At 56.3% G+C, this 25,773-nt stretch carries 25 protein-coding genes; 11 read left to right on the top strand and 14 right to left on the bottom strand.

What is annotated here, in order from left to right; genetic code table 11:
- Positions 1-57: 57 nt before the first annotated feature.
- Complete coding sequence (gene rhaA / locus RTU33_RS18260; RefSeq protein ID WP_312629238.1) at positions 58-1,317, bottom strand: L-rhamnose isomerase; 1,260 nt, start codon at positions 1,315-1,317, stop codon at positions 58-60.
- Complete coding sequence (gene rhaB / locus RTU33_RS18265; RefSeq protein ID WP_312629240.1) at positions 1,314-2,780, bottom strand: rhamnulokinase; 1,467 nt, start codon at positions 2,778-2,780, stop codon at positions 1,314-1,316. The genes rhaA and rhaB overlap by 4 nt, the downstream gene beginning before the upstream one ends.
- A gap of 301 nt (positions 2,781-3,081) precedes the next feature.
- On the opposite strand from rhaB, the gene rhaS reads away from it, so the two are divergent.
- Together rhaS and rhaR are read left to right on the top strand one after the other, a co-directional pair.
- Complete coding sequence (gene rhaS / locus RTU33_RS18270; RefSeq protein ID WP_312629241.1) at positions 3,082-3,918, top strand: HTH-type transcriptional activator RhaS; 837 nt, start codon at positions 3,082-3,084, stop codon at positions 3,916-3,918.
- Between the two features lie 72 nt (positions 3,919-3,990).
- Entirely contained in the window at positions 3,991-4,839 is an 849-nt protein-coding gene (gene rhaR / locus RTU33_RS18275) for an HTH-type transcriptional activator RhaR (protein WP_312629242.1), read from the top strand.
- Here rhaR and rhaT read toward each other — a convergent pair whose 3' ends face one another.
- Positions 4,840-5,874 carry an L-rhamnose/proton symporter RhaT gene (gene rhaT / locus RTU33_RS18280; RefSeq protein WP_312629243.1) on the bottom strand — a complete coding sequence of 345 codons (1,035 nt, stop codon included), beginning with the start codon at positions 5,872-5,874 and terminating at the stop codon, positions 4,840-4,842. It abuts the gene before it with no gap.
- 289 nt (positions 5,875-6,163) lie between these two features.
- On the opposite strand from rhaT, the gene sodA reads away from it, so the two are divergent.
- On the top strand, positions 6,164-6,784 hold the full coding sequence (sodA, locus tag RTU33_RS18285) for a superoxide dismutase [Mn] (protein WP_004203668.1): 621 nt from the start codon (positions 6,164-6,166) through the stop codon (positions 6,782-6,784).
- Positions 6,785-7,045: 261 nt separating this feature from the next.
- Positions 7,046-8,029: a 2-keto-3-deoxygluconate transporter gene (gene kdgT, locus RTU33_RS18290; RefSeq protein ID WP_312629245.1), complete on the top strand. Its 984-nt coding sequence runs from the start codon at positions 7,046-7,048 to the stop codon at positions 8,027-8,029.
- Positions 8,030-8,080: 51 nt separating this feature from the next.
- Here kdgT and RTU33_RS18295 read toward each other — a convergent pair whose 3' ends face one another.
- A complete protein-coding gene (locus RTU33_RS18295) occupies positions 8,081-8,974 on the bottom strand; it encodes a dihydrodipicolinate synthase family protein (protein WP_312629246.1) in 894 nt (297 codons plus the stop codon).
- Between the two features lie 146 nt (positions 8,975-9,120).
- Here RTU33_RS18295 and yiiM point away from each other — a divergent pair, with 146 nt between their 5' ends.
- Positions 9,121-9,795, top strand: a complete 675-nt coding sequence (gene yiiM / locus RTU33_RS18300; RefSeq protein WP_312629247.1) for a 6-hydroxyaminopurine reductase — start codon at positions 9,121-9,123, stop codon at positions 9,793-9,795.
- Positions 9,796-9,929: 134 nt separating this feature from the next.
- Here yiiM and cpxA read toward each other — a convergent pair whose 3' ends face one another.
- A complete protein-coding gene (cpxA, locus tag RTU33_RS18305; protein ID WP_312629249.1) occupies positions 9,930-11,303 on the bottom strand; it encodes an envelope stress sensor histidine kinase CpxA in 1,374 nt (457 codons plus the stop codon).
- Complete coding sequence (gene cpxR, locus RTU33_RS18310) at positions 11,300-11,998, bottom strand: envelope stress response regulator transcription factor CpxR (RefSeq protein ID WP_312629252.1); 699 nt, start codon at positions 11,996-11,998, stop codon at positions 11,300-11,302. The genes cpxA and cpxR overlap by 4 nt, the downstream gene beginning before the upstream one ends.
- Positions 11,999-12,148: 150 nt before the next feature.
- Between cpxR and cpxP the strand changes: the two genes are divergently transcribed.
- The 4 genes from cpxP (at position 12,149) to RTU33_RS18330 (ending at position 15,501) form a co-directional block, all read left to right on the top strand.
- Complete coding sequence (cpxP, locus tag RTU33_RS18315) at positions 12,149-12,652, top strand: cell-envelope stress modulator CpxP (RefSeq protein WP_312629254.1); 504 nt, start codon at positions 12,149-12,151, stop codon at positions 12,650-12,652.
- A 136-nt stretch (positions 12,653-12,788) separates the two neighbouring features.
- On the top strand, positions 12,789-13,703 hold the full coding sequence (gene fieF, locus RTU33_RS18320; protein WP_312629256.1) for a CDF family cation-efflux transporter FieF: 915 nt from the start codon (positions 12,789-12,791) through the stop codon (positions 13,701-13,703).
- 173 nt (positions 13,704-13,876) lie between these two features.
- A complete protein-coding gene (pfkA, locus tag RTU33_RS18325) occupies positions 13,877-14,839 on the top strand; it encodes a 6-phosphofructokinase (RefSeq protein ID WP_312629258.1) in 963 nt (320 codons plus the stop codon).
- A gap of 158 nt (positions 14,840-14,997) precedes the next feature.
- The gene (locus RTU33_RS18330) at positions 14,998-15,501 is read left to right on the top strand and encodes a DUF1993 domain-containing protein (protein ID WP_312629259.1); all 504 of its coding nucleotides are present in this window, start codon (positions 14,998-15,000) and stop codon (positions 15,499-15,501) included.
- A 53-nt stretch (positions 15,502-15,554) separates the two neighbouring features.
- On the opposite strand, the gene rraA is transcribed toward RTU33_RS18330, so the two are convergent.
- The 7 genes from rraA to priA all read right to left on the bottom strand — a co-directional run bounded on the left by rraA (position 15,555) and on the right by priA (position 23,563).
- Positions 15,555-16,040 carry a ribonuclease E activity regulator RraA gene (gene rraA, locus RTU33_RS18335; protein ID WP_312629260.1) on the bottom strand — a complete coding sequence of 162 codons (486 nt, stop codon included), beginning with the start codon at positions 16,038-16,040 and terminating at the stop codon, positions 15,555-15,557.
- 92 nt (positions 16,041-16,132) lie between these two features.
- Positions 16,133-17,059, bottom strand: coding sequence for a 1,4-dihydroxy-2-naphthoate polyprenyltransferase (gene menA / locus RTU33_RS18340; RefSeq protein ID WP_312629261.1), 927 nt, complete (start codon positions 17,057-17,059; stop codon positions 16,133-16,135).
- Positions 17,060-17,125: 66 nt separating this feature from the next.
- A complete protein-coding gene (gene hslU, locus RTU33_RS18345; RefSeq protein ID WP_312629262.1) occupies positions 17,126-18,460 on the bottom strand; it encodes an HslU--HslV peptidase ATPase subunit in 1,335 nt (444 codons plus the stop codon).
- 9 nt (positions 18,461-18,469) lie between these two features.
- Complete coding sequence (hslV, locus tag RTU33_RS18350; RefSeq protein WP_097164448.1) at positions 18,470-19,000, bottom strand: ATP-dependent protease subunit HslV; 531 nt, start codon at positions 18,998-19,000, stop codon at positions 18,470-18,472.
- A 90-nt stretch (positions 19,001-19,090) separates the two neighbouring features.
- Positions 19,091-20,095 (bottom strand): cell division protein FtsN, encoded by a 1,005-nt coding sequence (gene ftsN / locus RTU33_RS18355; protein WP_312629263.1) that lies wholly within the window; start codon positions 20,093-20,095, stop codon positions 19,091-19,093.
- A gap of 93 nt (positions 20,096-20,188) precedes the next feature.
- Positions 20,189-21,217 carry a DNA-binding transcriptional regulator CytR gene (gene cytR, locus RTU33_RS18360; protein ID WP_312629265.1) on the bottom strand — a complete coding sequence of 343 codons (1,029 nt, stop codon included), beginning with the start codon at positions 21,215-21,217 and terminating at the stop codon, positions 20,189-20,191.
- Between the two features lie 150 nt (positions 21,218-21,367).
- Positions 21,368-23,563, bottom strand: a complete 2,196-nt coding sequence (gene priA, locus RTU33_RS18365) for a primosomal protein N' (protein WP_312629266.1) — start codon at positions 23,561-23,563, stop codon at positions 21,368-21,370.
- 207 nt (positions 23,564-23,770) lie between these two features.
- Here priA and rpmE point away from each other — a divergent pair, with 207 nt between their 5' ends.
- Entirely contained in the window at positions 23,771-23,983 is a 213-nt protein-coding gene (gene rpmE / locus RTU33_RS18370) for a 50S ribosomal protein L31 (RefSeq protein WP_312629267.1), read from the top strand.
- A gap of 49 nt (positions 23,984-24,032) precedes the next feature.
- Here the strand turns inward: rpmE and metJ are convergent, their stop codons facing one another.
- On the bottom strand, positions 24,033-24,350 hold the full coding sequence (gene metJ, locus RTU33_RS18375; RefSeq protein WP_002436782.1) for a met regulon transcriptional regulator MetJ: 318 nt from the start codon (positions 24,348-24,350) through the stop codon (positions 24,033-24,035).
- Between the two features lie 262 nt (positions 24,351-24,612).
- Here metJ and metB point away from each other — a divergent pair, with 262 nt between their 5' ends.
- Positions 24,613-25,773: a cystathionine gamma-synthase gene (metB, locus tag RTU33_RS18380; protein ID WP_312629268.1), complete on the top strand. Its 1,161-nt coding sequence runs from the start codon at positions 24,613-24,615 to the stop codon at positions 25,771-25,773.

Consider the following 25,773-nt stretch of genomic DNA (forward strand, 5'->3'; position numbering starts at 1 on the left):
TACCCGGCCTACATTTATCCGTAGGCCCGGCAAGCAGCGCGCCGCCGGGCAGTGTATTTATTTGCGCTTTGCTAAGATATTTTTCTCGTAGGCCCGCACGCTCTCGAGCCACTGGCTACCCGCCGGGGTATCGTTGCGCTGGCAGTACATCTCCCAGACGGCCTGCCACGGCAGGCATTTCTGCTCTTCAAGCAGCGCCAGGCGCGCGGTGTAGTCGCCGTCCAGCTCCAGCTGGCGCAGCTCTGCCGTTGGCTCCAGCAGCGCGCGCAGCAGGGCTTTCTTCATGTTGCGGGTGCCGATAACCCAGGCCGCGATGCGGTTGATGGAGGCATCGAAGAAGTCGAGGCCGATGTGGACGCGGTCGAACAGGTCGTGGCGGATGATTTCGCTGGCGATGGCCTGGGTTTCATCATCCAGCAGCACCACGTGGTCGCTGTCCCAGCGCACCGGACGGCTCACGTGCAGCAGCAGGCGCGGCACGAACAGCATGGCGGCGGAGATTTTGTCTGAGATGACTTCGGTCGGGTGGAAGTGACCTGCATCCAGACACAGCGCAGTCTGGCGGCTGGTGGCGTAGCCCATATAGAACTCATTGGAGCCGACGGTGTAGCTCTCCGCGCCGATGCCGAACAGCTTGCTTTCCACGGCGTCGATGTGGTGTGCCGGGCTCAGTTTTTCGCTGATGATCTCATCCAGCGCGTTCATTAAGCGCTGGCGTGGCGCGAAGCGATCAACGGTCAGGTCCTTCATGCCATCCGGGATCCAGATGTTCATCACCGAAGGCGTGCCGAGCTGCTCGCCGAAGTACGCTGATACGCGGCGGCTGGCCTTGCAGTGGTCAATCCAGAACTGTCGGATTTCATCGTTGGCGCTTGCCAGGGTAAAGCCGTCGGCGCTGTTCGGGTGCGAGAAGCAGGAGGGGTTGAAGTCCAGCCCCAGCTTATTGGCTTTCGCCCACTGCACCCAGTTTTTGAAGTGCTCAGGCTTGATTTCGTTGCGGCCAACCGGCGTCTCAGACTCCAGATAGATGGCGTGCAGGTTCAGGCGTTTTGGGCCCGGGATCAGGCTCAGCGCCTGCTCCAGATCGGCGCGCAGCTCCGTGGCGTTCCGGGCTTTGCCCGGATAGTTGCCCGTTGCCTGAATGCCACCCGTCAGCGCGCCGCCTGGATTTTCAAATCCGGCGACGTCGTCGCCCTGCCAGCAGTGCATCGAGACGGGCAGACGGTCAAGCTGACGCAGCGCCTCCTCGACGTCGACACCCACAGCGGCATAACGCTGTTTTGCCAGTTCCCAGGCTTGTTCAAGTTGAGTGGTCATGCGCAAAGCTCCTTGGTCTGTTGTGGCTGAAATTGCGCGACGTAGCGGGCAATTTCACTGTTCGGATCCGGGGTGAAGGTGGTGAGGGCATGGTTGCCGCGCACCACCTCGCGAAAATCGTCAACGTCTTTGAGTTCGTCTAGCGTCATCAGCTGCACGCCGATGTTGCCGAGCGTGGAGGCCTCAATCGGCCCGGCGATGACCGAAATGCCGCAGGCATCGGCGCAAAGCTGGTTCAGCAGCTCGTTCTGACAGCCGCCGCCGACGATGTGCAGTTGTGAAAAAGCGTGGTCGTGAAGATCGGCGAGTTCGTGCAGCACGCGGGCATACAGCAGCGCCAGACTATCGAAAATACAGCGCGCCAGTTCCGCCGCGCTTTGGGGGACAGGCTGCTGGCTTTCGCGGCACGCGGCCTGAATTTCGGCGCTCATGTTGGCCGGGTTGATAAAGCGGTCGTCGTTCGGGTTAATGACAAATTTGCAGGCCGGGATATCGCGGGTCTGAGTGATTAAGGACGCAATATCGCTGATGCTTTGTTCTTTGAGCACGCGCTGAAGCAGCCACAGCCCCATGATGTTTTTCAGCACCCGGTAGCGGCCTTCCGCGCCGCCTTCATTGGTGATGTTGTTGGTGAGCGCCACGTCGCTGGTCGCCGGGGTTTTGCTTTCATAACCCATCAGCGACCACGTGCCGGAGGAGAGGTAAGCCGCATGTTTACCCTTCAGCGGCGAGGCAATGACCGCGCTGGCGGTATCATGGCTGGCAACGGCGACCACAGGGATTTCATTGCCCAGCGGGCAAATCCAGTGACCAATCACGTTGCCGGGATGCGTTGGCGTGCCGAACCAGCGGCGAGGCGCACCCGCCCAGTTGAGCAGGCTCTCATCCCAGTTATCCGTATTGATGTTCACCATCTGAGTGGTGGTCGCGTTGGTGTACTCCCAGTTCAGCTTGCCGGTCAGGCGAAAGCTGAAATAGTCGGGGATCAGCAGGGCGTGGGCGACGCTGTCGACGATCTCTGGTTGTTGATCTGCAAGGGCGCGGAACTGATACAGCGTGTTGAAGGGTAAAAACTGAATGCCGCTGCGGCGGTAGATGTCAGCACGCCCCAGCTGTGTTTCGGCAAGCTGCATCACGCCCTGAGTACGGCTGTCGCGATAGGAGACGGGCAGGCCGACGCGCTGGCCGTCTTTATCCAGCAGCACGTAGTCCACGCCCCAGGTGTCGATGCCGATACTGTCGATAAGAATGCCGTCGTCGCAGACTTTCTTCAGGCCGAGGCGGATATCGGCTTCCAGGCTGTCGATATCCCAGCAGTCGGTGCCGTTCACTTTCTGCAGCGTATTCACAAAGCGGTGGATTTCCCGCAGCGCCAGGGTCCGTTTTTGGCGGTCGTAACTGGCGAGCATGACGCGTCCGCTGGAAGCGCCTAAATCCACGGCCACACAATGGCGAAAACTCATTGGAGAGGTCCTTCTGATGGTCAATGGCATCAGTCTGGCGTACCCCTGCACTGGCTACCTTCTCACTACTGACAGCGGTAAAAGTCGGCTGGCAAGAAAGCAAAGGTGAACGTGAGAGCCTTCACACTTTCCAGTAATCATGCCGTTTCATGCGGGTGTGACGCTGAACGCATTTCCTGATTTTTCCTGTCGTTTCTTGAAAAATGAACGAGGTTTGCGCGCTTTGTTGTCAAAAATTCAAGGTGAGATTGGCGGGAGCTGCTTATTATCCTGATAACTTTTCTCATCTGGCGGAACTGTTATGACCGTATTGCACAGCGTGGATTTCTTTCCTTCAGGACATGCGCCTGTTGCCATTGAGCCACGGCTTCCACAGGCCGAGTTCCCTGAGCATCACCATGATTTTCATGAGATTGTTATCGTTGAGCACGGCACGGGCATTCACGTGTTCAACGGTCAACCCTATACCATTGCCGGCGGCACGGTTTGCTTTGTCCGCGATCACGACCGCCATTTGTATGAGCACACTGACAATCTGTGCCTGACCAACGTCCTGTACCGTTCGCCTGATGCTTTCCAGTTTCTCTCCGGCCTGCAAAAGCTGCTGCCGCAGGAGCAGGATGGCATCTACCCCTCACACTGGCGGGTGAATCAGTCTGTGTTGCACCAGGTGCGCGGAATTGTGCAGCAGATGGAGGTACTCGATGATGGCACTGACATGCACGCCATCGCCCACCGCGAAATTCTGTTTATGCAGCTGCTGGTGCAGCTGCGCAAGGGGAGCCTGGCGGCGGAGGCGACCAACAACGATGCGCGCCTGAATCTGATGATGGCGTGGCTGGAAGAGCACTTTGCGGAAGATGTCTGCTGGGAAACGCTTGCCGGACGCTTTTCTCTGTCGCTGCGTACCCTGCATCGCCAGCTGAAACAGCACACCGGGTTAACGCCTCAGCGCTATCTCAATCGTATTCGCCTGACCAAAGCGCGTCACTTACTACGCCACAGCGATGAGAGCGTTACGGATATCGCTTTTCGCTGTGGTTTTGGCGACAGTAACCACTTTTCGACGCTGTTTCGCCGCGAATTTCAGTGGTCACCGCGTGATATTCGCCAGGGGCGCGACACCCTGCCTCAGTAACGCGAGTCCAGTCACCGTTTTTGCCCGTAAAACAGCGAATAATAGGCAGTTATTCGCTGTTTGAGGTCCTCCGTGCCAGCCCAGCTCATTCTCCGCAAAGCCGATTTCTTTGCCTCCCCGCAGCAGGCGGTGGCGGTGGCCGATCGCTATCCGCAAAACGTCTTTGCTGAGCATACGCATGAGTTCTGCGAACTGGTGCTGGTATGGCGCGGAAACGGGCTGCATATCCTTAACGACAGGCCCTACCGCATTACGCGCGGCGATCTGTTCTACATCCGCGCGGAAGATAAGCACTCCTACGCTTCCGTTAACGATCTGGTTTTACAGAATATTATTTACTGCCCGGAGCGGCTGAAGCTTAACCTTGACTGGGCGGCGCACATTCCCGGCCTGAATGGCACCGTCTGGACGCCGCACTGGCGCATCGGCAGCAACGGTATGGCTCAGGCGCGGCAGGTGATCACCGCGCTGGAACAGGAGAGTCACAAAACGGGCGGCCAGATTGACGATATGGCCGAGCTGCTGTTTGCCCAGCTGGTGGTGACGCTGCGCCGCCATCGCTATGCCACCGATAACCTTGCCGCCACCGAGAGCGAAGCGCTGCTCGATAAGCTGCTGACTGCCCTTGCGGGTAGTCTGAACCGGCCTTTTGCGCTGGATAAATTCTGTGAGCAGCAGGCCTGCAGTGAGCGAACGCTGCGTCAGCAGTTTCGCAGCCAGACGGGGATGACCATTAATCACTATTTGCGCCAGTTGCGCATCTGCCACGCGCAATATCTGCTTCAGCATTCAGAATTGATGATCGGGGAAATTGCGATGCACTGCGGCTTTGAGGACAGTAACTACTTCTCGGTGGTGTTTAATCGCGAAGTGGGGATGACGCCAGGGCAATGGCGTCATCGTCAAAAAACCGCGGCGTAATCAGTTCGCCATGCCCAGGCCAACGATGTTGGCGGCGATGATAATTACCACGCAGCCGAGGCTCAGCACCCCGACCGGACGGCGTCCTGCCGCATTCCACTCTTTGAGAATCAGCCCAACCAGGCCGCCGCACAGCACGTAGAAACTCATGTGCAGCATCCAGCTCATGTAGTCGTACTGCGCCGGAATGCTGGCGTGGCCCCAGGCGTAGAAGAAGAACTGCAGATACCACATCAGCCCTGCCAGTGCGGAAAACAGGATATTGCCGACGATCATCGGTTTTGCCAGCGAGAAGTCTGCTTTTACCGACAAGTTTGATTTTGTTGCCAGGCGAATGAAGCAGAAGCCAAGGTTAATTACCGCACCGCCGCCCATAATCACGACATAGCTTGGCAGAGCGACATACAGCGGATCGACACCCAACGCGGCGGCGGCTTCATGCATCGGCTTTGCGGCGTTCATCGCAAATGACATCCCGGCGGAGAAAATCCCGCACATGACCGCCAGCACCAACCCTTTTTTCAGGTTGAACTCTTCGGCTTTGATGCCCATTTTACGCTCTTTAAGCTGCCCCGCGCGGGTCACAATGCCCACGCCAACGACGGCAACCAGCACGCCGAGCAGCGTCATACGCCCGCCTTCGGTGCCAACCAGAATGTGAAAATCTCCGTTCAGAATCGGTGTCATCAGCGTGCCAACGATAAGCGTAATGCCGATGGCAATGCCAATACCCATCGACATGCCAAGGTAGCGCATGGTCAGACCGTAGTTAATGTTACCGATGCCCCACATCGCGCCGAACAGGAACACGGGTAGCAGCGTGGAGGCGCTGAATGAACCGTAGTAGGCCCAGAAATCTGGCAGTAGCATGGCGCTGATCGTCCACGGCAGGATGAGCCAGGAGACGATACCGCCAATCGACCACATCGTTTCCCAGGACCAATTTTTAACCTTTTTGAACGGGGCGTAGAAACAGGCTGCACTGGCTGCACCTATCAAATGCCAAAAAATACCCATCGTAATCGCGTGACTCATTTTTTTATCCTCAACGTGTTACGTCGATGAATCTTTCATCTGACCTGATGAGTGTAAAAATCAGTCAACGGATTAACCTTCAGACCGTTGCCGCGTAAACCCTGGACCTGGCAAAAAGCGCGTGTTCCGCCTGAGCGGGCTCACAAAATCAGCCACATAACCAATTGTTATAACCTTATTAAAACTACGGCATTGATAAACATTTTCAATATCATTTAAATAACTATAATGAACCAACTGCTTACGCGGCGTTAACACCTCTGCCGCCCGATAATAACTGGAGATGAATATGAGTTATACACTGCCATCCCTGCCGTACGCGTACGATGCCCTTGAGCCGCACTTTGACAAGCAGACGATGGAAATCCATCACACCAAACACCACCAGACCTATGTGAACAACGCTAACGCGGCGCTGGAAAGCCTGCCGGAGTTCGCAAACCTCTCCGCGGAAGAGCTGATCACCAAACTGGATCAGCTGCCAGCAGACAAGAAAACCGTGCTGCGCAACAACGCAGGCGGCCACGCCAACCACAGCCTGTTCTGGAAAGGCCTGAAAACCGGTACCACCCTGCAGGGCGACCTGAAAGCGGCTATCGAGCGTGATTTCGGCTCCGTGGACAACTTCAAAGCGGAATTCGAAAAAGCCGCTGCCACCCGTTTCGGCTCCGGCTGGGCGTGGCTGGTGCTGAAAGGCGACAAGCTGGCGGTAGTTTCAACCGCTAACCAGGATTCCCCGCTGATGGGCGAAGCGATTTCTGGCGCATCCGGCTTCCCGATTCTGGGTCTGGACGTGTGGGAGCACGCTTACTACCTGAAATTCCAGAACCGTCGTCCGGACTACATCAAAGCGTTCTGGGACGTAGTGAACTGGGACGAAGCGGCTGCGCGTTTTGCAGCGAAAAAATAAGGCGATTTAGCGCCTCCTGCCCTGGGCAGAAGACAAAACCCTGCTGATTCAGCAGGGTTTTTTTATGCCTGCCGCGGGAGTTGTGATAAAGATCAAAAATAAAAACATTGATCCCATAAATATAAAACATCGTTTTAATTTGTTTGTTCGATCACTGTTCTCACCCCTCGTTGGGACTATTGTTGGCCTGCCGCGGCACTCCTTGAGCGTCATCCGGCGTCTGAAAATCAGAAAAACAATACGTTCTTACGGGTGGTGGTCATGCAAATCAAACGTGCAATTGAAAAAATCCCCGGTGGTATGATGCTGGTGCCGCTGTTCCTCGGCGCCCTGTGTCACACTTTCTCCCCGGATGCGGGTAAATACTTCGGTTCTTTTACCAACGGAATGATCACCGGAACGGTACCGATTCTGGCCGTGTGGTTTTTCTGTATGGGAGCTTCCATCAAGCTGAGCGCCACCGGTACCGTGCTGCGTAAATCCGGCACGCTGGTGGTGACTAAAATCGCGGTGGCGTGGGTGGTGGCGGCCATTGCCTCCCGAATTATTCCTGAGCACGGCGTTGAGGCGGGTTTCTTTGCCGGGCTTTCGACGCTGGCGCTGGTGGCGTGCATGGACATGACCAACGGCGGTCTCTACGCCTCGATCATGCAGCAGTACGGTACCAAAGAAGAGGCGGGGGCGTTCGTGCTGATGTCGCTGGAGTCCGGCCCGCTGATGACCATGATTATTCTCGGCACGGCGGGTATTGCCTCATTTGAACCGCACGTGTTTGTTGGCGCAGTGCTGCCGTTCCTCGTAGGCTTCCTGTTGGGTAACCTCGATCCTGAGCTACGCGACTTTTTCGGCAAAGCGGTACAGACGCTGATCCCGTTCTTCGCCTTTGCGTTGGGCAACACCATTGATTTGAGCGTGATTGCCCAGACCGGCCTGCTTGGTGTTCTGCTTGGCCTGGCGGTGATTGTGGTCACCGGCATTCCGCTGATTATTGCCGATAAGCTGATTGGCGGCGGCGATGGCACGGCGGGGATTGCGGCATCCAGCTCAGCGGGTGCTGCGGTTGCCACGCCCGTTCTGATTGCAGAAATGGTGCCTGCGTTTAAACCGATGGCGCCAGCTGCAACTTCGCTGGTGGCAACGTCAGTTATCGTAACGTCCATCCTGGTGCCGATCATCACCTCTGTTTGGTCACGCAGAGTGAAGAGCGAGTCGGTGGCGATTGATGTGCGTAATACGGTGAAATAGACCTGTCTGGTATTATGAAAGGGAGCCTCGCATTGTGAGGCTCTTTTGCTTTCAGCGGATGTCGAACTGACGATCGGCCTGCTGAAGCTGTGCCTCATTCAGCGCGCCGCCCGCGTTGCGGGAAACGGGCGTACTGTAACCGAACTTGCGGGAGACAACCGTTTTAATCGTGGTCACAAAATCATCGCCGATGGCATAAATTGCCATGCAGCGGCCAATTTCACGCTGGGCCCCGGTGAGTGCAGGTAAATCCCCTTTTTGCCAGGCTTCACGCGCCGTGACGAACAGCTCCGGCATGACGTTGTTCAGACCTGAAATAACGCCAGCGCCGCCCGCCATCAGGTTCGGAATGAAATATTCGTCATAGCCCGAAAGTACCGCAAAATCAGGGCGCACGGCCTGAGTGGCGAGGATCATGTCTCGCGTGTGCGACTGGCAATCGACCGTGTCTTTGATACCGGCGAAATCAGGAAATTCAGCGGCCAGCGTGGCGGCAATCTCCGGGGTGATATCGCAGCCGGTGCGCGCCGGGAAGTTATAGGCAAACCATTTCCCCTTCAGCGTCTGGCCAATCCTGCGGAAGTAGCTCAGGACCTGATTCGCCGTCTGAGCGTAATAATAGGGCGGCAATACCATCACCGCTTCGTAGCCCGCGTCGTGAGCTGCCTGCGCCATCGTCACGACGTCACTCAGGCAGGTGGAGGAGACGTTGGCGACCATCGTCAGGGGCGACATCTCCCGCGCTTTACGAATGAGAGCAAGGCGCTCCTCCAGTGAAAATGAAGCAAACTCGCCGATGCTGCCCATCAGCAGGATGACGTCGATGCGCGCGTCAGTCAGGCGGGCGAGGTGCCGCGACATGCCGACGTAATCAATATTTCCTTCACTGTCCATTGGCGTGATAGAGGGGCACCATACGCCGCTAAACGCAGAATGACGGGTCATAGCATGAACTCCTTATAGTGAAATGGTGTTTCATTTTAACTAATGGATAACATGAATCCGTCGCTCGCGGCTTTACGCATGTCGCATTTTGCGTAGTTTACGTGCAAAAATAGCGGCAATGTGTTGTCAGCAGCAGGAGAGGGAAGATGCAATATCCGGTGGAGGTTTTTACGGGCAGCGTGCGGGAGTACGAGGGCAGCCGACCAAGCGCGATTGCAAAATTGCAGGTAGACGGCGAGCTGGAACTCACCGAACGGGGCCTGGTGGGTGACGAGCAGGCGGAAAAGAAAATTCACGGTGGCCCGGACCGCGCGCTGTGCCATTATCCACGCGAGCATTACGCTGCCTGGGCGCGTGAATTTCCGGAACAGGCCGATCTGTTCTGCGCGCCCGCCTTTGGTGAGAACCTCTCAACGGAAGGTCTGACGGAGAAAAACGTTTTTATTGGCGACATCTTCCGCTGGGGCGATGCGCTGATTCAGGTGACGCAGCCGCGCTCGCCGTGCTTTAAGCTTAACTATCACTTCGGCATCAGCGACTTTTCCTCTCTAATGCAAAGCAGTGGCAAAATGGGCTGGCTGTATCGGGTCATTGTGGCGGGAAAAGTATCGACGGAGCAGCCGCTGGTTCTCGTTTCCCGCCTGAGCAATGTGTCCGTGTATGGCGCGGCGGCGATTGCGTGGTACACGCCGTATGACGACGAACAGTATCATCGTCTGCTGTCGGCGGCGGGGCTATCCGTCAGTTGGACGAGAACCATGCAGAAGCGGCGTCTGAACGGACAGATTGAGGATAATTCGCGGAGGTTGTGGGGGAAGTAGGGATTCAGATTGACTGATACCCTCTCCCCGGCCCTCTCCCATAAGGAGAGGGAGAAAACCAGCACCCTGATTGGTATTGGCTCGATCGGTTCCCTCTCCCTTTGGGAGAGGGTTAGGGAGAGGGGAGACGCTGATCAATCCCGCTTATACAGCGGCAGCCACATAGTCAGACGCAAACCGCCGAGCGGGCTGTCGTCGGCCTTCACCCAGCCGCGATGCTGCTGGATGGCGGTTTCGACAATAGCCAGGCCAAGCCCGGTGCCGCCGGATTCGCGGTCGCGGGCTTCGTCTGTGCGGTAGAACGGACGGAAAATCTGCTCTCTGTCCTCCGGGCTGACGCCCGGGCCGTCATCGTCCACGTTAATGGTGATGCCGTCTTTATCCACCGAGAAGCTGACCGAGATTTTGGTGTGCGAGTAACGCAGGGCGTTGCGCACGATATTCTCAAAGGCGCTTTCCAGCGCATTCGGGTTACCGTACAGCGGCCATGGGCCAGGCGGATATTCGACGGTAAATGATTTCCCCATCTGTTCCGCTTCAAACGCGGCGTTGTCCAGCACTTCCCCCCACAGGTGGTTGGCCTTGAGGGTTTCACTGACCAGCGCGTTTTTCGACTGATTGCGCGACATTACCAGCAAGTCGTTGATCATGCTGTCCAGACGATGCGCTTCCGTTTCAATACGCTCCAGCTCTTTGCTTTCTCCGGCCCGGCGACGCAGCAAGGCGGTGCCCAGCTGAAGGCGCGTGAGCGGCGTGCGCAGCTCGTGAGAAATATCGGACAGCAGGCGCTGGTTAGCCGTCATCATCCTTTCCAGCGCGGTCACCATCTGGTTGAAACTGGAGCCCGCCGCGAGGAACTCCTGCGGCCCGGCTTCCAGTTCAGGATGCTGGCGCAGGTTTCCCTGGGCGACCTCATCGGCGGCGTTTTTCAGCTTACGTGCAGGCTTGGCGAGGCTCCACGCCAGCCATAGCAGCAGCGGTGAACTCACCAGCATGGTGACAATCAGCAGCAGCAGCGGGCGGTCAAACAGCAGGTTGATGAAATCGGATTGCGAGGTGTTTGCCGGGCGAATCAAATAAAGCTGGTAGTTATCTTCCCCGTCTCTGACCGAGAAAGGCCCCACCATTTCCAGACGCCCGTAGCGTTTTTTCTGCGGATGATCGGCGTTATCGGACTGGCCGATAAAGTTACGAATGATCTGCATTTCATTGCGTTCTGCGCCGATCACGCGGCCTTCGCTGGTGACCAGCAGAAGGCGTTGCCCAGGCGGTGCCCATTTGTCGATGGCGCGAAACAGGCGGCGCCACCACATCAAATCGTTCGGGGGATCGTTCGCAAGCTCGGCTTCAACGTGCTGCTCTATCATTAGCCCCTGGCGCTGCTCGCTGTCCAGCAGTTCGGTCATCTGGCGCGAGTCAAGCTTGGGCAACATCAGTACCAGCATCAGCACCAGTGCCAGGGTTAACCAGAAAATGGCAAAGATGCGAGCGGTCAAACTTCCTATCATGAAGCGGATACCATCAGATAGCCGCGGCCACGTAAGGTTTTAAACCATGGATGGCCATCTTTCCGCTCCGGCAATTTACGGCGCAGGTTGGAAATGTGCATGTCGATGGCGCGGTCAAACGGCGTCAGGCGTTTACCCAGCACTTCCTGGCTCAGGTGTTCACGAGACACCACCTGGCCGAGATGCTGTGCCAGCAGATACAGCAGCGTGAACTCGGTGCCGGTCAGCTCAAGGGTCGCACCGTCAAAGCTTGCTTCCTGACGGCCTGGATTCAGGCTCAGAGAATCCACTTCTAAGTTTGGTGAGTTGTTTTCGCTGGTCTGCTGCTGTTCGCTCCAGTGGGAGCGACGCAAGATCGCGCGAATACGGGCGACCAGCTCGCGATCGTTAAACGGTTTAGGCAGGTAGTCGTCTGCGCCCAGCTCAAGGCCGAGAACGCGATCCAGCTCGCTGCCGCGTGCGGTCAACATAATGACCGGTGTCTGGTGCGTCTGTCGTAACTCTTTAAGGGTGTCGATACCGTTCTTTTTCGGCATCATCACGTCGAGTAAAAGCAGGTCGATGCTGTCATCCAGAAGCGCCAGTGCCTGTTCCCCATCATGGGCAACCTGCACATTGAAGCCTTCCATGTCGAGCAGCTCCTTTAACAGGGAGGTGAGCTCCCGGTCATCATCAACTAACAGGATTTTATTCATTGATTTAATACCTCCGAGGCAGAAATTACGTCATCAAGGCTCGCTAATCCATGACTTTACGTTGTTTTACACCCCCTGACGCATGTTTGCAGCCTGAATCGTAGACTGGCTTTCGTTGAATCGCGAAACAAAAGTACCTGGGAGCAATTGATGCGCAATGTTATCGCTGCCGTCATGGCCTCAACGCTGGCGCTAAGTGCGAATAGCCAGGCTGCTGAAGTCGTTACCAGCGTTAACTGGACCCCAAATGATGGGGCGACGCAGGGCAGTCACCAGAGCCATATGTTTGACGGCATAAGTTTAACCGAATATCAGCGTCAACAGATGCGGGATCTTATGCAACAGGCCCGGCGCCAGCAGCCCCCTGTTAATGTTAGCGAAATGGAGACAATGCATAAGCTTGTCACCGCAGAAAAATTTGATGAAACCGCCGTGCACGCTCAGGCAGAAAAAATGGCGCAGGAGCAGGTTGCTCGCCAGGTCGAAATGGCCCGGGTCCGCAACCAGATGTACCGCCTGCTTACGCCAGAGCAACAAGCGGTTTTAAATGAAAGACACCAGCAACGTATGGATCAGTTGCGTGAGGTTGCACGGATGCAGCAAGGTTCAGCTCTAACGCTGTTCAGTAGTAGCAATACCCGTAGCAACCAGTAACAAACCCTGTTTTCCTTGCCATAGACACCATCCCTGTCTTCCCCCTCATGATGAGGGGGTTTTTTTTGCCCTTTTTCCAGCCACTGACTTCGAGCGCATTCCGCTATACTACCCGCAGATACGTGCAGGAGTGTTTATGAATCAATCTTATGGCCGGTTAGTCAGCCGTGCGGCGCTGGCCGCGACGGTGATGGCGTCGGTGTTACTTTTGATTAAGATTTTTGCGTGGTGGTACACCGGATCCGTCAGTATTCTGGCCGCGCTGGTGGACTCGCTGGTGGATATTGCCGCCTCGCTAACCAATCTGCTGGTCGTGCGCTATTCGCTGCAGCCCGCCGACGAAGAACATACGTTCGGCCACGGCAAAGCTGAATCGCTGGCCGCGCTTGCCCAGAGCATGTTTATTTCCGGTTCGGCCCTGTTCCTGTTTTTGACCGGCATTCAGAATTTGATCAAGCCAGAGCCTATGCATGAGCCTGGCGTCGGCATGATTGTGACGGTGATTGCGCTTATCAGCACGATGGTGCTGGTGACCTTCCAGCGCTGGGTCGTGCGTAAGACGCAAAGCCAGGCGGTGCGTGCAGATATGCTTCATTATCAGTCTGATGTTATGATGAACGGCGCCATTCTGGTGGCGCTGGCGCTCGCCTGGTACGGCTGGCATCGCGCAGACGCGTTGTTTGCATTGGGTATTGGCATCTATATTTTATATAGTGCGTTACGCATGGGGTATGAAGCCGTTCAGTCTCTGCTGGACCGGGCTTTACCCGATGAAGAACGGCAAGAAATCATTAACATCGTCAGCGCCTGGCCGGGCGTGAGCGGTGCGCATGACCTTCGAACGCGGCAGTCAGGGCCGACCCGCTTTATTCAGATTCATTTAGAAATGGAAGACAATCTGCCATTGGTTCAGGCGCATCTGGTGGCTGAACAGGTTGAGCAGGCTATTTTGCTTCGTTTTCCGGGTTCTGATGTCATTATTCATCAGGATCCGCGCTCGGTTGTGCCTTCGGGACGACAGGGCTTTTTGGACTTTCGTCATTCGTTGTAAAAATGGGGGTCGGATCGGCATTTTTGTCTAAATTACCGCCGTTTGGTCTGACCTGAATCAATTCAGCACGAAGCGCCTGATATACTATCTCTCATAGAGTCGATCTCTCCCGTGATACGGGGGCGCTTCGGGCAACAGAATAATTTTTAGCATTCCTAAGTTCAGAGGTAGTCATGATTAAGAAAATCGGTGTGTTGACAAGCGGCGGTGATGCGCCGGGCATGAACGCAGCTATCCGTGGTGTGGTTCGTGCCGCGCTGACGGAAGGTCTGGAAGTAATGGGTATTTATGATGGCTACCTTGGTCTGTACGAAGACCGGATGGTTCAGCTCGACCGTTACAGCGTGTCCGATATGATTAACCGCGGTGGTACCTTCCTGGGTTCTGCGCGTTTCCCGGAATTCCGCGAAGAGCACATCCGTGCCGTGGCTATCGAGAACATGAAAAAGCGCGGCCTGGACGCGCTGGTGGTTATCGGCGGTGACGGTTCCTACATGGGGGCTAAGCGCCTGACCGAAATGGGCTTCCCGTGCGTGGGCCTGCCGGGCACTATCGATAACGATATCAAAGGCACCGATTACACCATCGGTTACTTCACCGCGCTGGGCACCGTCGTGGAAGCGATTGACCGCCTGCGTGACACCTCTTCTTCTCACCAGCGTATCTCCATCGTTGAAGTGATGGGCCGTTACTGCGGCGATCTGACCCTGGCGGCAGCCATTGCGGGCGGCTGTGAGTTTGTCGTGGTGCCGGAAGTTGAATTCAATCGCGAAGATCTGGTGGCAGAAATCAAAGCGGGCATCGCGAAAGGCAAGAAACACGCGATCGTGGCTATCACTGAGCACATGTGTGACGTGGACGAGCTGGCGAAATTCATCGAAACCGAAACCAAGCGCGAAACCCGTGCAACCGTTCTGGGCCACATCCAGCGCGGCGGTTCCCCGGTGCCTTATGACCGCATCCTTGCTTCACGCATGGGCGCATACGCGATTGAAGTTCTGCTGGAAGGCTTCGGCGGCCGCTGTGTCGGGATCCAGAACGAAAAACTGGTTCACCACGACATCATCGACGCCATTGAAAATATGAAGCGTCCATTCAGAACTGACCTGCTGGATTGTGCGAAAAAGCTGTACTAAGCGCGACCGCAAGTTCGTTTTATCAGAATCCGTAACCCTCTGGGGCTACGGATTTTTTTATGCCCTCAGGTTCAACGTATTGGCGCACAATTCGCGCTACTCTTCGTTATGCCCTGAGTTTATTCTCGATGGGTTTACCACCATTAAGGAAGCTGAAAATGTCACTGTATAGCGAAATGAAAGCGCAGTTTATTCACGGGCTGGTGAGTCTGGATGCCGTTCTGGCAAAGAGCGCGGCCTGGGCAAAAGAGCAGGGGGTTCAGGAGGCTACGCTACTGGAGGCGAAGCTGGCGGACGATATGTTCCCGCTGAAGCGTCAGGTACAGGTTGCCTGCGATATGGCTAAGCGCGCGATTGCCCGCCTGGCGGACGTTGACGCGCCAGTGATGGAAGATAACGAAGCTACGTTTGCCGAGCTTCAGGCACGCATCGCAGCCACTATCGCTTATATGAAAAGCATCAGCGATGAACAGCTCGCAGGTGACGATCAGCGTCCGGTGATGGTTCAGGCCCGCGAGCATCAGCTGAACTTCACCGCTCAAAGCTTCGTATGGCAGTTCGCCGTTCCGAACTTCTTTTTCCATTCCACCACGGCCTACGGCATTTTGCGTCAGGCGGGCGTGCCGCTGGGCAAACGCGACTTTTTAGGCAAGATCCAGTAAGTTTGCCGCAAACAAAAAGGCCTTCTCAGTGAGAAGGCCTTTTTCAGAAGCGCTTATTCAATGTCGAGCGGGTCTTCCGACAGGATAATGCCGGTATTGTCGGCATAGAGATGGTCGCCGGAGAAGAACGTAACACCGCCGAAGTTCACGCGCACGTCGCTTTCACCAATGCCTTCTCCTGCGGCACCGACCGGAATAGCCGCCATCGCCTGAATACCGATGTCCAGCTCTTCCAGGTCATCAACCTGACGGACGGCACCGTAAACCACCATGCCTTCCCATTCATTTTGCACGGCCAGGCGCGCGAGGTCGGCGTCAATCAGTGCCCGGCGCACGGAGCCACCGCCATCCACTAACAGGATGCGGCCACGACCGTTCTGTTCGAGCATATCGTACAGGAGCCCGTTATCCTCGAAACACTTCACCGTGATGATTTGTCCACCAAACGACGACCGTCCGCCAAAGTTGGAGAACAGCGGTTCAACGACATTGACATCTTCCTGGTAGATGTCGCAAAGCTCGGATGTATCGTATTTCATAGGCTTAACGTTCAGAAGCTGTGAGTGTTTTCAGTATATCGTGCGAATCGCATTGTTGGCAAAATCATCAATTGTTAATTGATATTTGTCAGTTAAGCGAACGCATGGTTTAGAATAATCCCAACCACAAACAACAGGTTAGTCAGCAGAGCCGCTTTAACCGTGCGTTCCAGCATTGGGCGCATATCGACCGGGTCGCGATGGGTCAGGACAAAACGCGCCTGCCTGATAAGCAACGGCAGAGCGAGAATAAACAGCCAACCCCACGGGCTATGCAGCGCCAGCAGGTTAAATAACGCCAGGCAAAGCGGCGCGCCCAGCAGCAGAACGGTATGATAGCGGCGAGCGTTAACCGGCCCCAGACGCACGGCGAGGGTGTTTTTACCGTTCTCGCGATCGCTGTTGATATCACGCAGATTATTAATATTCAGCACGGCCGTGGCGAGTAATCCGCAGGCCGTGGCAGGCAGGAACGTTAACAGTTCAAGCGTGTGCGCCTGAAGATACCAGCTGCCCATTACGCTGAGCCAGCCGAAGAAAATCAGCACGGAAACATCGCCAAGCCCAATGTAGCCATACGGGCGCGTGCCGACGGTATAGGTGATGGCGGCAATAATCGACACCCCGCCAAGCACCAGGAAGCCGATAAAATCTTGCATCGTCTGGTACGAAGCAACAAGTAGCGCAATACCTGAGATGCAAATCAGCGCCACGGTGATAATCAACGCCCGCTTCATCTGCTCTTTGGTGATAACGCCCTTTTGCATCCCGCGCAGCGGCCCAATGCGATCGGGCTTGTCGCTGCCTTTCACCGCATCGCCATAGTCATTCGCCAGGTTCGACAGAATTTGCAGCAGCCCGGCGGTGACGAGCGCCAGCAGAGCAACCAGCGGATTGAAATGACCCTGCCACCAGGCAAGCGCCGTTCCGACGACGATGGCGGCAAACGCCAGCGGTAATGTTTTCGGGCGCAGGCTTTCCAGCCATGCCTGGGTACGACTCAGTGATTGTTCAGTCATTATTCCGGCCAATAAAAATGGGGGCCAGAGCCCCCATCAACAGTGATGAAAATGCAGTTACCGGGATTATAGGATAAAACGGCTCAGATCTTCATCTGCCACTAACGCATCCAGATGTTTGCTCACATATTCTGCATCAATGGTAAAGGATTCACCCTGACGTTCGCTGGCGTCGTAAGAGATGTCTTCCATCAGGCGTTCCAGCACGGTGTGCAGGCGACGGGCACCGATGTTTTCGGTGGATTCGTTCACCTGCCAGGCTGCTTCAGCAATGCGTTTAATGCCGTCGTCGGTGAAGTCGATGTTCACGCCTTCGGTGCCCATCAGCGCTTTGTACTGCACGGTAACGGAGGCGTTCGGTTCGGTCAGAATACGCTCGAAATCGTGGGTGGTCAGCGCCTTCAGCTCAACGCGAATAGGCAAACGACCCTGCAGCTCAGGGATCAGGTCAGACGGGCTGGCCACCTGGAAAGCACCGGAGGCGATAAACAGAATGTGGTCGGTTTTCACCATCCCGTGCTTGGTGGATACGGTGCAGCCTTCCACCAGCGGCAGCAGGTCACGCTGAACGCCTTCGCGGGACACATCCGGGCCGGAGGAGTTACCGCCGCGCTTACAGATTTTGTCGATTTCATCGATGAACACGATCCCGTGCTGTTCAACGGCGTCGATTGCGGCCTGCTTCAGCTCTTCCGGGTTCACCAGCTTCGCCGCTTCTTCTTCAATTAGCAGCTTCATGGCGTCTTTGATTTTCACCTTACGCGGCTTTTGTTTCTGGCCGCCGAGGTTCTGGAACATCGACTGCAGCTGGCTGGTCATCTCTTCCATGCCCGGCGGCGTCATAATTTCGACGTTCATCGGCGCAGCAGCGAGATCGATTTCAATTTCTTTGTCATCAAGCTCACCTTCACGCAGTTTTTTGCGAAACGCCTGACGTGCGGCTGAAGGTTCCTGAGGTTGTTCCGACTGGCCCCAGTTGTTTTTGGCCGGCGGGATCAGCACATCGAGAATACGCTCTTCCGCCATCTCTTCCGCACGATAGCGGTTTTTGTCGATGGACTGCATGCGCACCATTTTGACGGCGGCATCGGTCAGATCGCGGATGATAGAGTCCACTTCTTTACCAACATAGCCCACTTCGGTGAACTTAGTCGCTTCGACTTTGATGAACGGTGCGTTAGCCAGCTTCGCCAGACGACGGGCGATTTCGGTTTTACCGACGCCGGTCGGACCGATCATCAGAATATTCTTCGGGGTCACTTCATGACGCAGCTCTTCGTCAAGCTGCATACGACGCCAGCGGTTACGCAGGGCGATAGCCACAGAACGCTTGGCGTCGTCCTGGCCGATAATGTGTTTGTCGAGTTCGCTGACAATCTCGCGTGGGGTCATTTCAGACATTTGAGATCCTTACGCTTTAGAAGGTAATTCTTCGATAGTGTGGAAATGGTTGGTGTAGATGCAAATATCGCCTGCAATACCTAACGCTTTTTCCGCAATGTCACGAGCGCTGAGCTCGGTGTTTTCCAGCAGCGCACGGGCTGCGGCCTGGGCATACGGGCCGCCGGAGCCAATGGCAATCAAATCGTTTTCTGGCTGAACGACGTCGCCGTTCCCGGTAATGATGAGAGATGCGGTTTCGTCGGCAACGGCAAGCAGCGCTTCAAGCTTGCGCAGCATGCGGTCGGTACGCCAGTCTTTGGCGAGCTCAACCGCCGCTTTCACCAGATGTCCCTGATGCATTTCCAGCTTGCGTTCGAACAGTTCAAACAGCGTGAAGGCATCCGCAGTGCCGCCCGCAAAACCGGCGATCACTTTGTCGTTGTACAAACGACGGACTTTTTTCACGTTGCCTTTCATGACGGTGTTGCCAAGCGTGGCCTGACCATCACCGGCGATAACGACATGACCGTTACGACGAACACTGACTATTGTTGTCACGAGAGGACCCCCTGGGTGTGAAGCAGAATACAGGCCCCGCACGGTGTACGGGGCAGAATGCATTTATAGATGGGGGGGATTTTGGGGGTTTCAACCCCCGGCGGCGAGACGAATGCAGTTTGCGTGTCCGGCGACCTTCAGGCGAGAGATGGTGCCGTCGGCATTTTCCTTACCTTTCAGTGGGCCAATGACTACGCGGTTCCAGCCGTTGTTGGTGGTGATGCGGGAGTCGAATCCTTCAAATGCCAGCTGGGCGCGAACGGTTTCGGCCTGATCGGCCCCTTTGAACGAGCCACACTGAATCATCCAGCGGCGCTCATCTTTTTTCTCTGCCGTTTGCTTCGCAGGCTCTGGTTCACGCGTCACCGGGACGGCCTGCTGGGTTTTAGGCTGGCTTGCCGTGGTGTGCGTTGGCGTTTGCAGCAAATCCTGATACGGCTGCTGCGTGGTTTGCTTCGGCTGAGCCTGGCGTGGCTGCTGTGCAGGCTGGCTCTGAACCGTGCGTGGGGCCTGATACGGCTGCTCCGTCACGCGAGACTGGGTGCGCGGCGCCTGCACTGGCTGAGTCTGCGTCCATTGTTGCTGCTGAACCTGCTGTTGCGCCTGCTGCTGAAGACGCTGGCGCTGCAGCGTTTGCTGGCGCTGGGCTGGCGTCTGCTCGTTCCACGGCACTTCTGTCAGCTGAGTGGGCTGCTGGCGCATGTCCGCCTGCATTTGTGCCAGCAGCTGACGCTGCTCGTCGGTCAGCTGATCGGCATTTTTCACCTCGCCGCCCGCAGAGGGTTCGGTTGGCGCGCGCACGCCCGGCTGGCGGCTTTCCAGCTCTTTGATGTAGCGCCAGCGCTCTTCCGGCTTCGGCGGCAGGCCATTGCCCGTCGCCTGGCGGCCCTGAAGGGCTTCCGCCTCTTCTTTTTTATGATGGGTGATGAAGTACAGGCCACCGATAAAGGCAACCAGCACAGCCGCAGCAATAGCGACCATGGCTGGTGAGACAGCAGGAAGGCTACTTTGCTTTTTCCGTGAATTCCTTGAAGGATTCTTTTTGCGCCGCGAAGCTGCAGGTTTGCTGCGGCTGACATAATCTCGTTGTGCCACTGTCGTTTCGCTGTATTTATTCGTTCGTCAGCCCGCCATGTTACTTAAGCGACGGAGCTTTGACCAGAACCGCAACTCCGAAAGCCGTTTAGTTTAAGGCTTATTTTTTGTGGTACTACCCCGGACAATGAGTTCGCAGTCCAGCAAGCGGGAACCGCTACTGACATTTTGCCCGCTAAGCTGATCGAGCAGTAACAGCATGGCCTCGCGCCCAATCGCGAAACGTGGCTGAGAAACTGTGGTGAGCGGCGGATCGCAGAACTCAGCCAGCGAGATATTATCGAAGCCGATAATCGACAGATCGTCCGGTACTTTCAGCCCGCGGCGTTTTGCCAGCGAAAGCGCGCCCAGGGCCATGATATCGCTATGACAGAAAACGGCCGTTGGCGGCTGCGGCAGCGCCAGTAGCTGCTCAAGCGCGTTCGCACCGGCTTCATAGGTGAAATTCCCCCGGGCGATATAGTGCGGGTCAACGGTTATTCCACTGCGACGCAGAGCCTGAACGTAACCCTGCAGGCGGTAGTGGCACAGCGGCATCTCTTCCGGCCCGGCGATACAGCCGATGCGCTGGTGTCCGAGCTCATGCAGGAAATTGACGGCGTTAAAGGCGGCCGTCAGGTTATCAATATGCACCGTTGGCAGTTCCAGCTCTGGCGCAAATTCGTTAGCCATCACCATTGGCGGCAGATTACGCTGCTCCTCAATGCTGGCGTCAAACGGCAGTCGCGAGCCCAGCAGCAGCATGCCGTCAATTTGCTTGGTGATGATGAGGTCGATGAAGGTTTTTTCCTGCTGATTCTGATGGGCGCAGTCGCCAATCAGCACCAGATATCCCTGCGCGGCGGCCGTGACTTCAATGCCGCGGATGATTTCGCTAAAGAAGGGATCGCAGATGTCCGGCACAATCACCAGAATGGTGCGCGACTCGTTTCGTTTTGAGCTACGCCCGAGCGCCTGGGGAAAATAGCCCACTTCCAGTGCGGCCTTTTCCACTTTGTTGCGCGTGGACTGCGAAACTTTATCGGGATTCATCAACGCCCGGGAAACCGTTGCCGTTGAGACATTTGCTTTTTCTGCAACATCCTTCATGGTTGCTGCAGCAACCTCTTTATTGGACTTCACCTGGGTTCTCCTCGCGGCCGGGGGCAGAGACATCCGCTGTCTCTGACAACTCTCTCTTTTGTATCAGAGAGTCACGCCAGGGAGTTACACAAATTTCATTAAAATTGTGACGGATGCGAAATTTTTCGATCTGCTTCTCAGCGCAAGGGGTTAGCCCTCGATGGGGTCCACGTCGAGCACCCATTTTACTTTCCGGGAGGCAGGAAGGGTGTTAATCAGCGCCATCGCGCCGCCGACGATATGCTGCAAACGCAGGCGTGACGGGTGTTGCAGCACAATCTGCCAGCGCCATCGGCCGCCGCGTTTGGGCGCCAGAGCAGGCACCGGGCCGAGCAGCCAGAGTTTGTCATCTGCCAGCGGGCTTGCCTGAAGCAGGTTTCGCAATTGCTGAAGAAACAGCGGTGCCTGCTGGTTATCGTGATCTTCAGCACGAATCAGCACGTGGCTGGTCCACGGCGGCAGCTGAAGCGACTGGCGTTCCGCTAAAGCCTGCTGGGCGAAAGCGTCATATCCCTGATGCAGCAAGGTTTGCAGCAGCGGGTGCTCAGGATGATGCGTCTGCAAAATCACTTCGCCCTGTTTGCCTGCGCGTCCGGCACGGCCTGACACCTGGGTATAAAGCTGTGCGAAGCGTTCAGCGGAGCGGAAATCTGCAGAAAACAGCGCACCGTCTACATCGAGCAATGCAACCAGCGTCACGTCCGGGAAGTGATGGCCCTTCGCCAGCATCTGCGTGCCAATCAGGATACGCGCACCGCCGCGATGCACTTCGGCGAGGTACTGTTCCAGCGCGCCTTTTCTGCTGGTAGTGTCGCGATCGATACGGGAAATCGGCACGTTCGCAAAAAGCGGTGCCAGCGCTTCTTCGAGCTGTTCTGTGCCTAAGCCAACCGGCACGAGATGCGTGGAGCCGCACGACGGACACTGGCGCGGGATCGGGCGCTGGCTGTCACAGTGGTGGCAGCGCAGATGGCGATGGCCCTGATGCAGGGTGTAATAGCTGTCGCAGCGCGGGCATTCGGCAATCCAGCCGCATTCGTGACACAGCAGTGCCGGAGCGTAGCCGCGTCGGTTGAGGAATAAAATAACCTGGTTATCCGCCTGCAAATGCTGGCGCATGCGGCTGATAAGCGCCGGGGAAAGTCCGGCCTGCAGCTGCTGGCTTTTCAAATCCAGCACGTGCTGATTCGCCGGTCGGGCATTACCTGCGCGTTTGGTCAGCTTCAGCTGATGGTATTTCCCCTGGCGAACGTTATGCAGCGTTTCCAGCGCCGGCGTGGCGGAACCCAGAATAATCGGAATTTGCTCACTGTGTGCCCGCCAGACGGCTAAATCACGGGCGTGATAGCGCCAGCCTTCCTGCTGTTTGTAGGAGCTGTCGTGCTCTTCGTCGATGACGATCACGCCAAGGTTTTTAAACGGGGTAAATAAGGAAGAGCGCGTGCCGATCACGATGGCCGCTTCGCCATTTTTGGCTTTCAGCCAGGCGGACAGCCGCTCGCTGTCGTTCAGGGCGGAGTGCAGCACCTCAACCGGGGCGTTAAAGCGTTCGCGAAAGCGGGCGATAGTTTGCGGCGTCAGGCCGATTTCCGGCACCATCACCAGCGCCTGCTTGCCCTGGGCCAGTACGTTTTCCAGCACGCTCAGATAGACTTCCGTTTTACCGGAACCCGTCACGCCCGCCAGCAGCCAGGCGGAGAATTTATCCGAGGCGCTGTGAATCGCACCCACGGCGGTGGCCTGTTCTGTGTTCAGACGCAGACGCTCGCCGGTCACCGCGTAGCCGTGGCGCCAGTCCGTTAACGCTGGCGCTTCACTTGCCAGATCGCAGTAGCCTTTTTTACGCAGGCCCTGAAGCGCGGCGTCATTAAATTCCAGGTCAGCGACCTGGTGGCGCCAGATTTTCCCCTGACGCAGCGCCGCTAAAGCTTGTTGCTGCTTTGCCGATCGTTTAAGGGTGCTAATATCGACGGCCTGGCCCTGTTCTGTCGCGTACCAGTACCAGAGCGGGGCCGGGCTGGCCGGTTTTCCCTGACGTAGCAGAATGGGCAGAGCGTGGAACAGTACGTCGCCAATGGGATGATGATAATAGTCTGCGGCCCATTGCAGCATGCGCCAGACGGCAGAGGAGTACACCGGTTCATCGTCCAGCACTTCCACGACGCTTTTCAGCTCGTTGAGCGGTAATTCGCTATCGTTGCTCACCGACACGACAATCCCCACGCGCTCCTGCTTGCCAAAGGGCACGCGCACGCGACATCCGGCCTGAGCGCTTACGCCGTCAGGCAGCAGGTAGTCAAAGGTGCGGGGAAGCGGAACGGGCAGGGCAACGTGTGCGACGGGCATCGACTCTTCCTGGCTTGAAAAAGGGGGAGTTAGTATACACATTGTTATTCAGGGAGCGCGGATCAGATTGCAACCCCTGGTTAAATTCTGTATGATTCGCCGCCTTTGATGCGCATTAATGCGGTATCAAACGAACTATACTATTAACTTCGCGTGGTGTCTGGCGTTAGGGCTGGAAGAGCGACGCGGCCTTCACTGAGGTTTCCCATGAAAAAAGGTATTCACCCAAATTACGCAGAAGTTACTGCAACTTGTTCTTGCGGTAACATCATGAAGATCAACTCTACCGTTGGTCACGATCTGAACCTGGACGTGTGCGGCAAATGCCACCCGTTCTACACTGGCAAGCAGCGTGACGTTGCTACCGGTGGCCGTGTTGACCGCTTCAACAAGCGTTTCAGCATCCCGGGCGCAAAATAAGCGAACCGAAAAAAAGGCGCCGAAAGGCGCCTTTTTTGTTTCTGCAAGCTCAGTATTCCCACGTCTCCGGGTCGATACCCAGTTCACGCATAATAATCTTCGCCGCTTCCGGGATCTCATCACTGCGCTCTTTACGCAGATCTTCATCGTTCGGCAGCGGTTGGCCGGTAAACGCATGCAGGAACGCTTCACACAGCAGCTCGCTGTTGGTGGCGTGGCGCAGGTTGTTCACCTGGCGGCGGGTGCGTTCATCAGTGAGGATCTTCAGGACCTTCAGTGGAATGGACACCGTAATTTTTTTGACCTGCTCACTCTTCTTACCGTGCTCAGCGTAGGGGCTGATATATTCGCCGCTCCATTCAGCCATGAGACTCTAATCCTCTAATCATGAATAAAAGGTTCAGGCGCGCGCCCGAACCAGAATGTCGCACAGTTTACCTGAGAGGTGTGACCATGACACCAGCAAAGCCACCGTGGATGTGCGCTAATGCAGGTAATTTTAACGGCTATTTCCCGATTGCTCAATCTATACGCAAAGAAGTTTAGATGTCCAGATGTATTGACGTCTATTGTGGCAGTGGTTACTCTGAGGCCTGACTTTTCATCGCTAAAGCCAGGAACGATTCACCATGACGCGTAAACAAGCCACCATCGCAGTGCGTAGCGGGTTAAATGATGACGAGCAATATGGCTGCGTTGTCCCCCCGATTCACCTTTCCAGCACCTATAACTTCACCGGATTCAATGAGCCGCGTGCGCACGACTATTCCCGTCGTGGTAACCCGACGCGTGATGTCGTTCAGCGGGCGCTGGCCGAGCTGGAAGGCGGGGCAGGTGCGGTACTAACCAACACCGGTATGTCGGCGATTCATCTGGTGACGACCGTTTTCCTGAAGCCTGGCGATCTGCTGGTGGCGCCGCACGACTGCTATGGCGGAAGCTATCGCCTGTTCGACAGCCTTGCGAAACGCGGCTGCTACCGCGTGCTGTTTGTCGATCAGGGTGATGAACAGGCGTTAAAGGCGGCGCTGGCCGAAAAACCGAAGCTGGTGCTGATCGAAAGCCCAAGTAATCCGTTGTTGCGCGTCGTGGATATTGCAAAAATTTGCGAGCTGGCGCGTGCGGCGGGTGCCGTCAGCGTGGTGGATAACACCTTCCTGAGCCCGGCGCTGCAAAATCCGCTGGCGCTGGGGGCCGATCTGGTGCTGCACTCCTGCACCAAATACCTTAATGGTCACTCTGACGTGGTGGCGGGCGTAGTGATTGCTAAAGATCAGGAAACCGTCACCGAACTGGCATGGTGGGCAAATAATATCGGCGTCACCGGCAGCGCTTTCGACAGCTACCTGCTCCTGCGCGGCCTGCGGACGCTGAGTCCACGTATGGAAGTGGCGCAGCGTAACGCCACGGCGATTGTTGAGTTCCTGAAGCAGCAACCGCTGGTGAAAAAGCTGTATCATCCTTCCCTGCCGGAGAACCAGGGACATGAGATTGCCGCCCGCCAGCAGAAAGGGTTTGGTGCGATGCTCAGCTTTGAACTGGACGGCGATGAAAATACGCTTCGTCGTTTCCTGAGTGGGCTCTCTTTGTTCACGCTGGCAGAATCGCTGGGCGGTGTGGAAAGCCTGATTTCTCACGCGGCGACCATGACCCACGCGGGCATGGCGCCAGAAGCCCGAGCGGCGGCGGGTATTTCGGAAACGCTGCTGCGTATTTCGACCGGTATTGAAGACAGTGAAGATTTAATTGCCGACCTGGAAAATGGGTTCCGGGCAGCAAACGAGGGGTAA

It is taken from the genome of Scandinavium sp. (assembly GCF_032012665.1).
Lineage (GTDB): Bacteria > Pseudomonadota > Gammaproteobacteria > Enterobacterales > Enterobacteriaceae > Scandinavium.

What these genes read in the sequence shown, in the direction of transcription:
- rhaA (WP_312629238.1), bottom strand. Translation starts at nt 1,317, where the DNA reads ATGACCACTCAACTTGAACAAGCCTGGGAACTGGCAAAACAGCGTTAT.
- rhaB (WP_312629240.1), bottom strand. Translation starts at nt 2,780, where the DNA reads ATGAGTTTTCGCCATTGTGTGGCCGTGGATTTAGGCGCTTCCAGCGGA.
- rhaS (WP_312629241.1), top strand. Translation starts at nt 3,082, where the DNA reads ATGACCGTATTGCACAGCGTGGATTTCTTTCCTTCAGGACATGCGCCT.
- rhaT (WP_312629243.1), bottom strand. Translation starts at nt 5,874, where the DNA reads ATGAGTCACGCGATTACGATGGGTATTTTTTGGCATTTGATAGGTGCA.
- sodA (WP_004203668.1), top strand. Translation starts at nt 6,164, where the DNA reads ATGAGTTATACACTGCCATCCCTGCCGTACGCGTACGATGCCCTTGAG.
- kdgT (WP_312629245.1), top strand. Translation starts at nt 7,046, where the DNA reads ATGCAAATCAAACGTGCAATTGAAAAAATCCCCGGTGGTATGATGCTG.
- RTU33_RS18295 (WP_312629246.1), bottom strand. Translation starts at nt 8,974, where the DNA reads ATGACCCGTCATTCTGCGTTTAGCGGCGTATGGTGCCCCTCTATCACG.
- yiiM (WP_312629247.1), top strand. Translation starts at nt 9,121, where the DNA reads ATGCAATATCCGGTGGAGGTTTTTACGGGCAGCGTGCGGGAGTACGAG.
- cpxA (WP_312629249.1), bottom strand. Translation starts at nt 11,303, where the DNA reads ATGATAGGAAGTTTGACCGCTCGCATCTTTGCCATTTTCTGGTTAACC.
- cpxR (WP_312629252.1), bottom strand. Translation starts at nt 11,998, where the DNA reads ATGAATAAAATCCTGTTAGTTGATGATGACCGGGAGCTCACCTCCCTG.
- cpxP (WP_312629254.1), top strand. Translation starts at nt 12,149, where the DNA reads ATGCGCAATGTTATCGCTGCCGTCATGGCCTCAACGCTGGCGCTAAGT.
- fieF (WP_312629256.1), top strand. Translation starts at nt 12,789, where the DNA reads ATGAATCAATCTTATGGCCGGTTAGTCAGCCGTGCGGCGCTGGCCGCG.
- pfkA (WP_312629258.1), top strand. Translation starts at nt 13,877, where the DNA reads ATGATTAAGAAAATCGGTGTGTTGACAAGCGGCGGTGATGCGCCGGGC.
- RTU33_RS18330 (WP_312629259.1), top strand. Translation starts at nt 14,998, where the DNA reads ATGTCACTGTATAGCGAAATGAAAGCGCAGTTTATTCACGGGCTGGTG.
- rraA (WP_312629260.1), bottom strand. Translation starts at nt 16,040, where the DNA reads ATGAAATACGATACATCCGAGCTTTGCGACATCTACCAGGAAGATGTC.
- menA (WP_312629261.1), bottom strand. Translation starts at nt 17,059, where the DNA reads ATGACTGAACAATCACTGAGTCGTACCCAGGCATGGCTGGAAAGCCTG.
- hslU (WP_312629262.1), bottom strand. Translation starts at nt 18,460, where the DNA reads ATGTCTGAAATGACCCCACGCGAGATTGTCAGCGAACTCGACAAACAC.
- priA (WP_312629266.1), bottom strand. Translation starts at nt 23,563, where the DNA reads ATGCCCGTCGCACACGTTGCCCTGCCCGTTCCGCTTCCCCGCACCTTT.
- rpmE (WP_312629267.1), top strand. Translation starts at nt 23,771, where the DNA reads ATGAAAAAAGGTATTCACCCAAATTACGCAGAAGTTACTGCAACTTGT.
- metJ (WP_002436782.1), bottom strand. Translation starts at nt 24,350, where the DNA reads ATGGCTGAATGGAGCGGCGAATATATCAGCCCCTACGCTGAGCACGGT.
- metB (WP_312629268.1), top strand. Translation starts at nt 24,613, where the DNA reads ATGACGCGTAAACAAGCCACCATCGCAGTGCGTAGCGGGTTAAATGAT.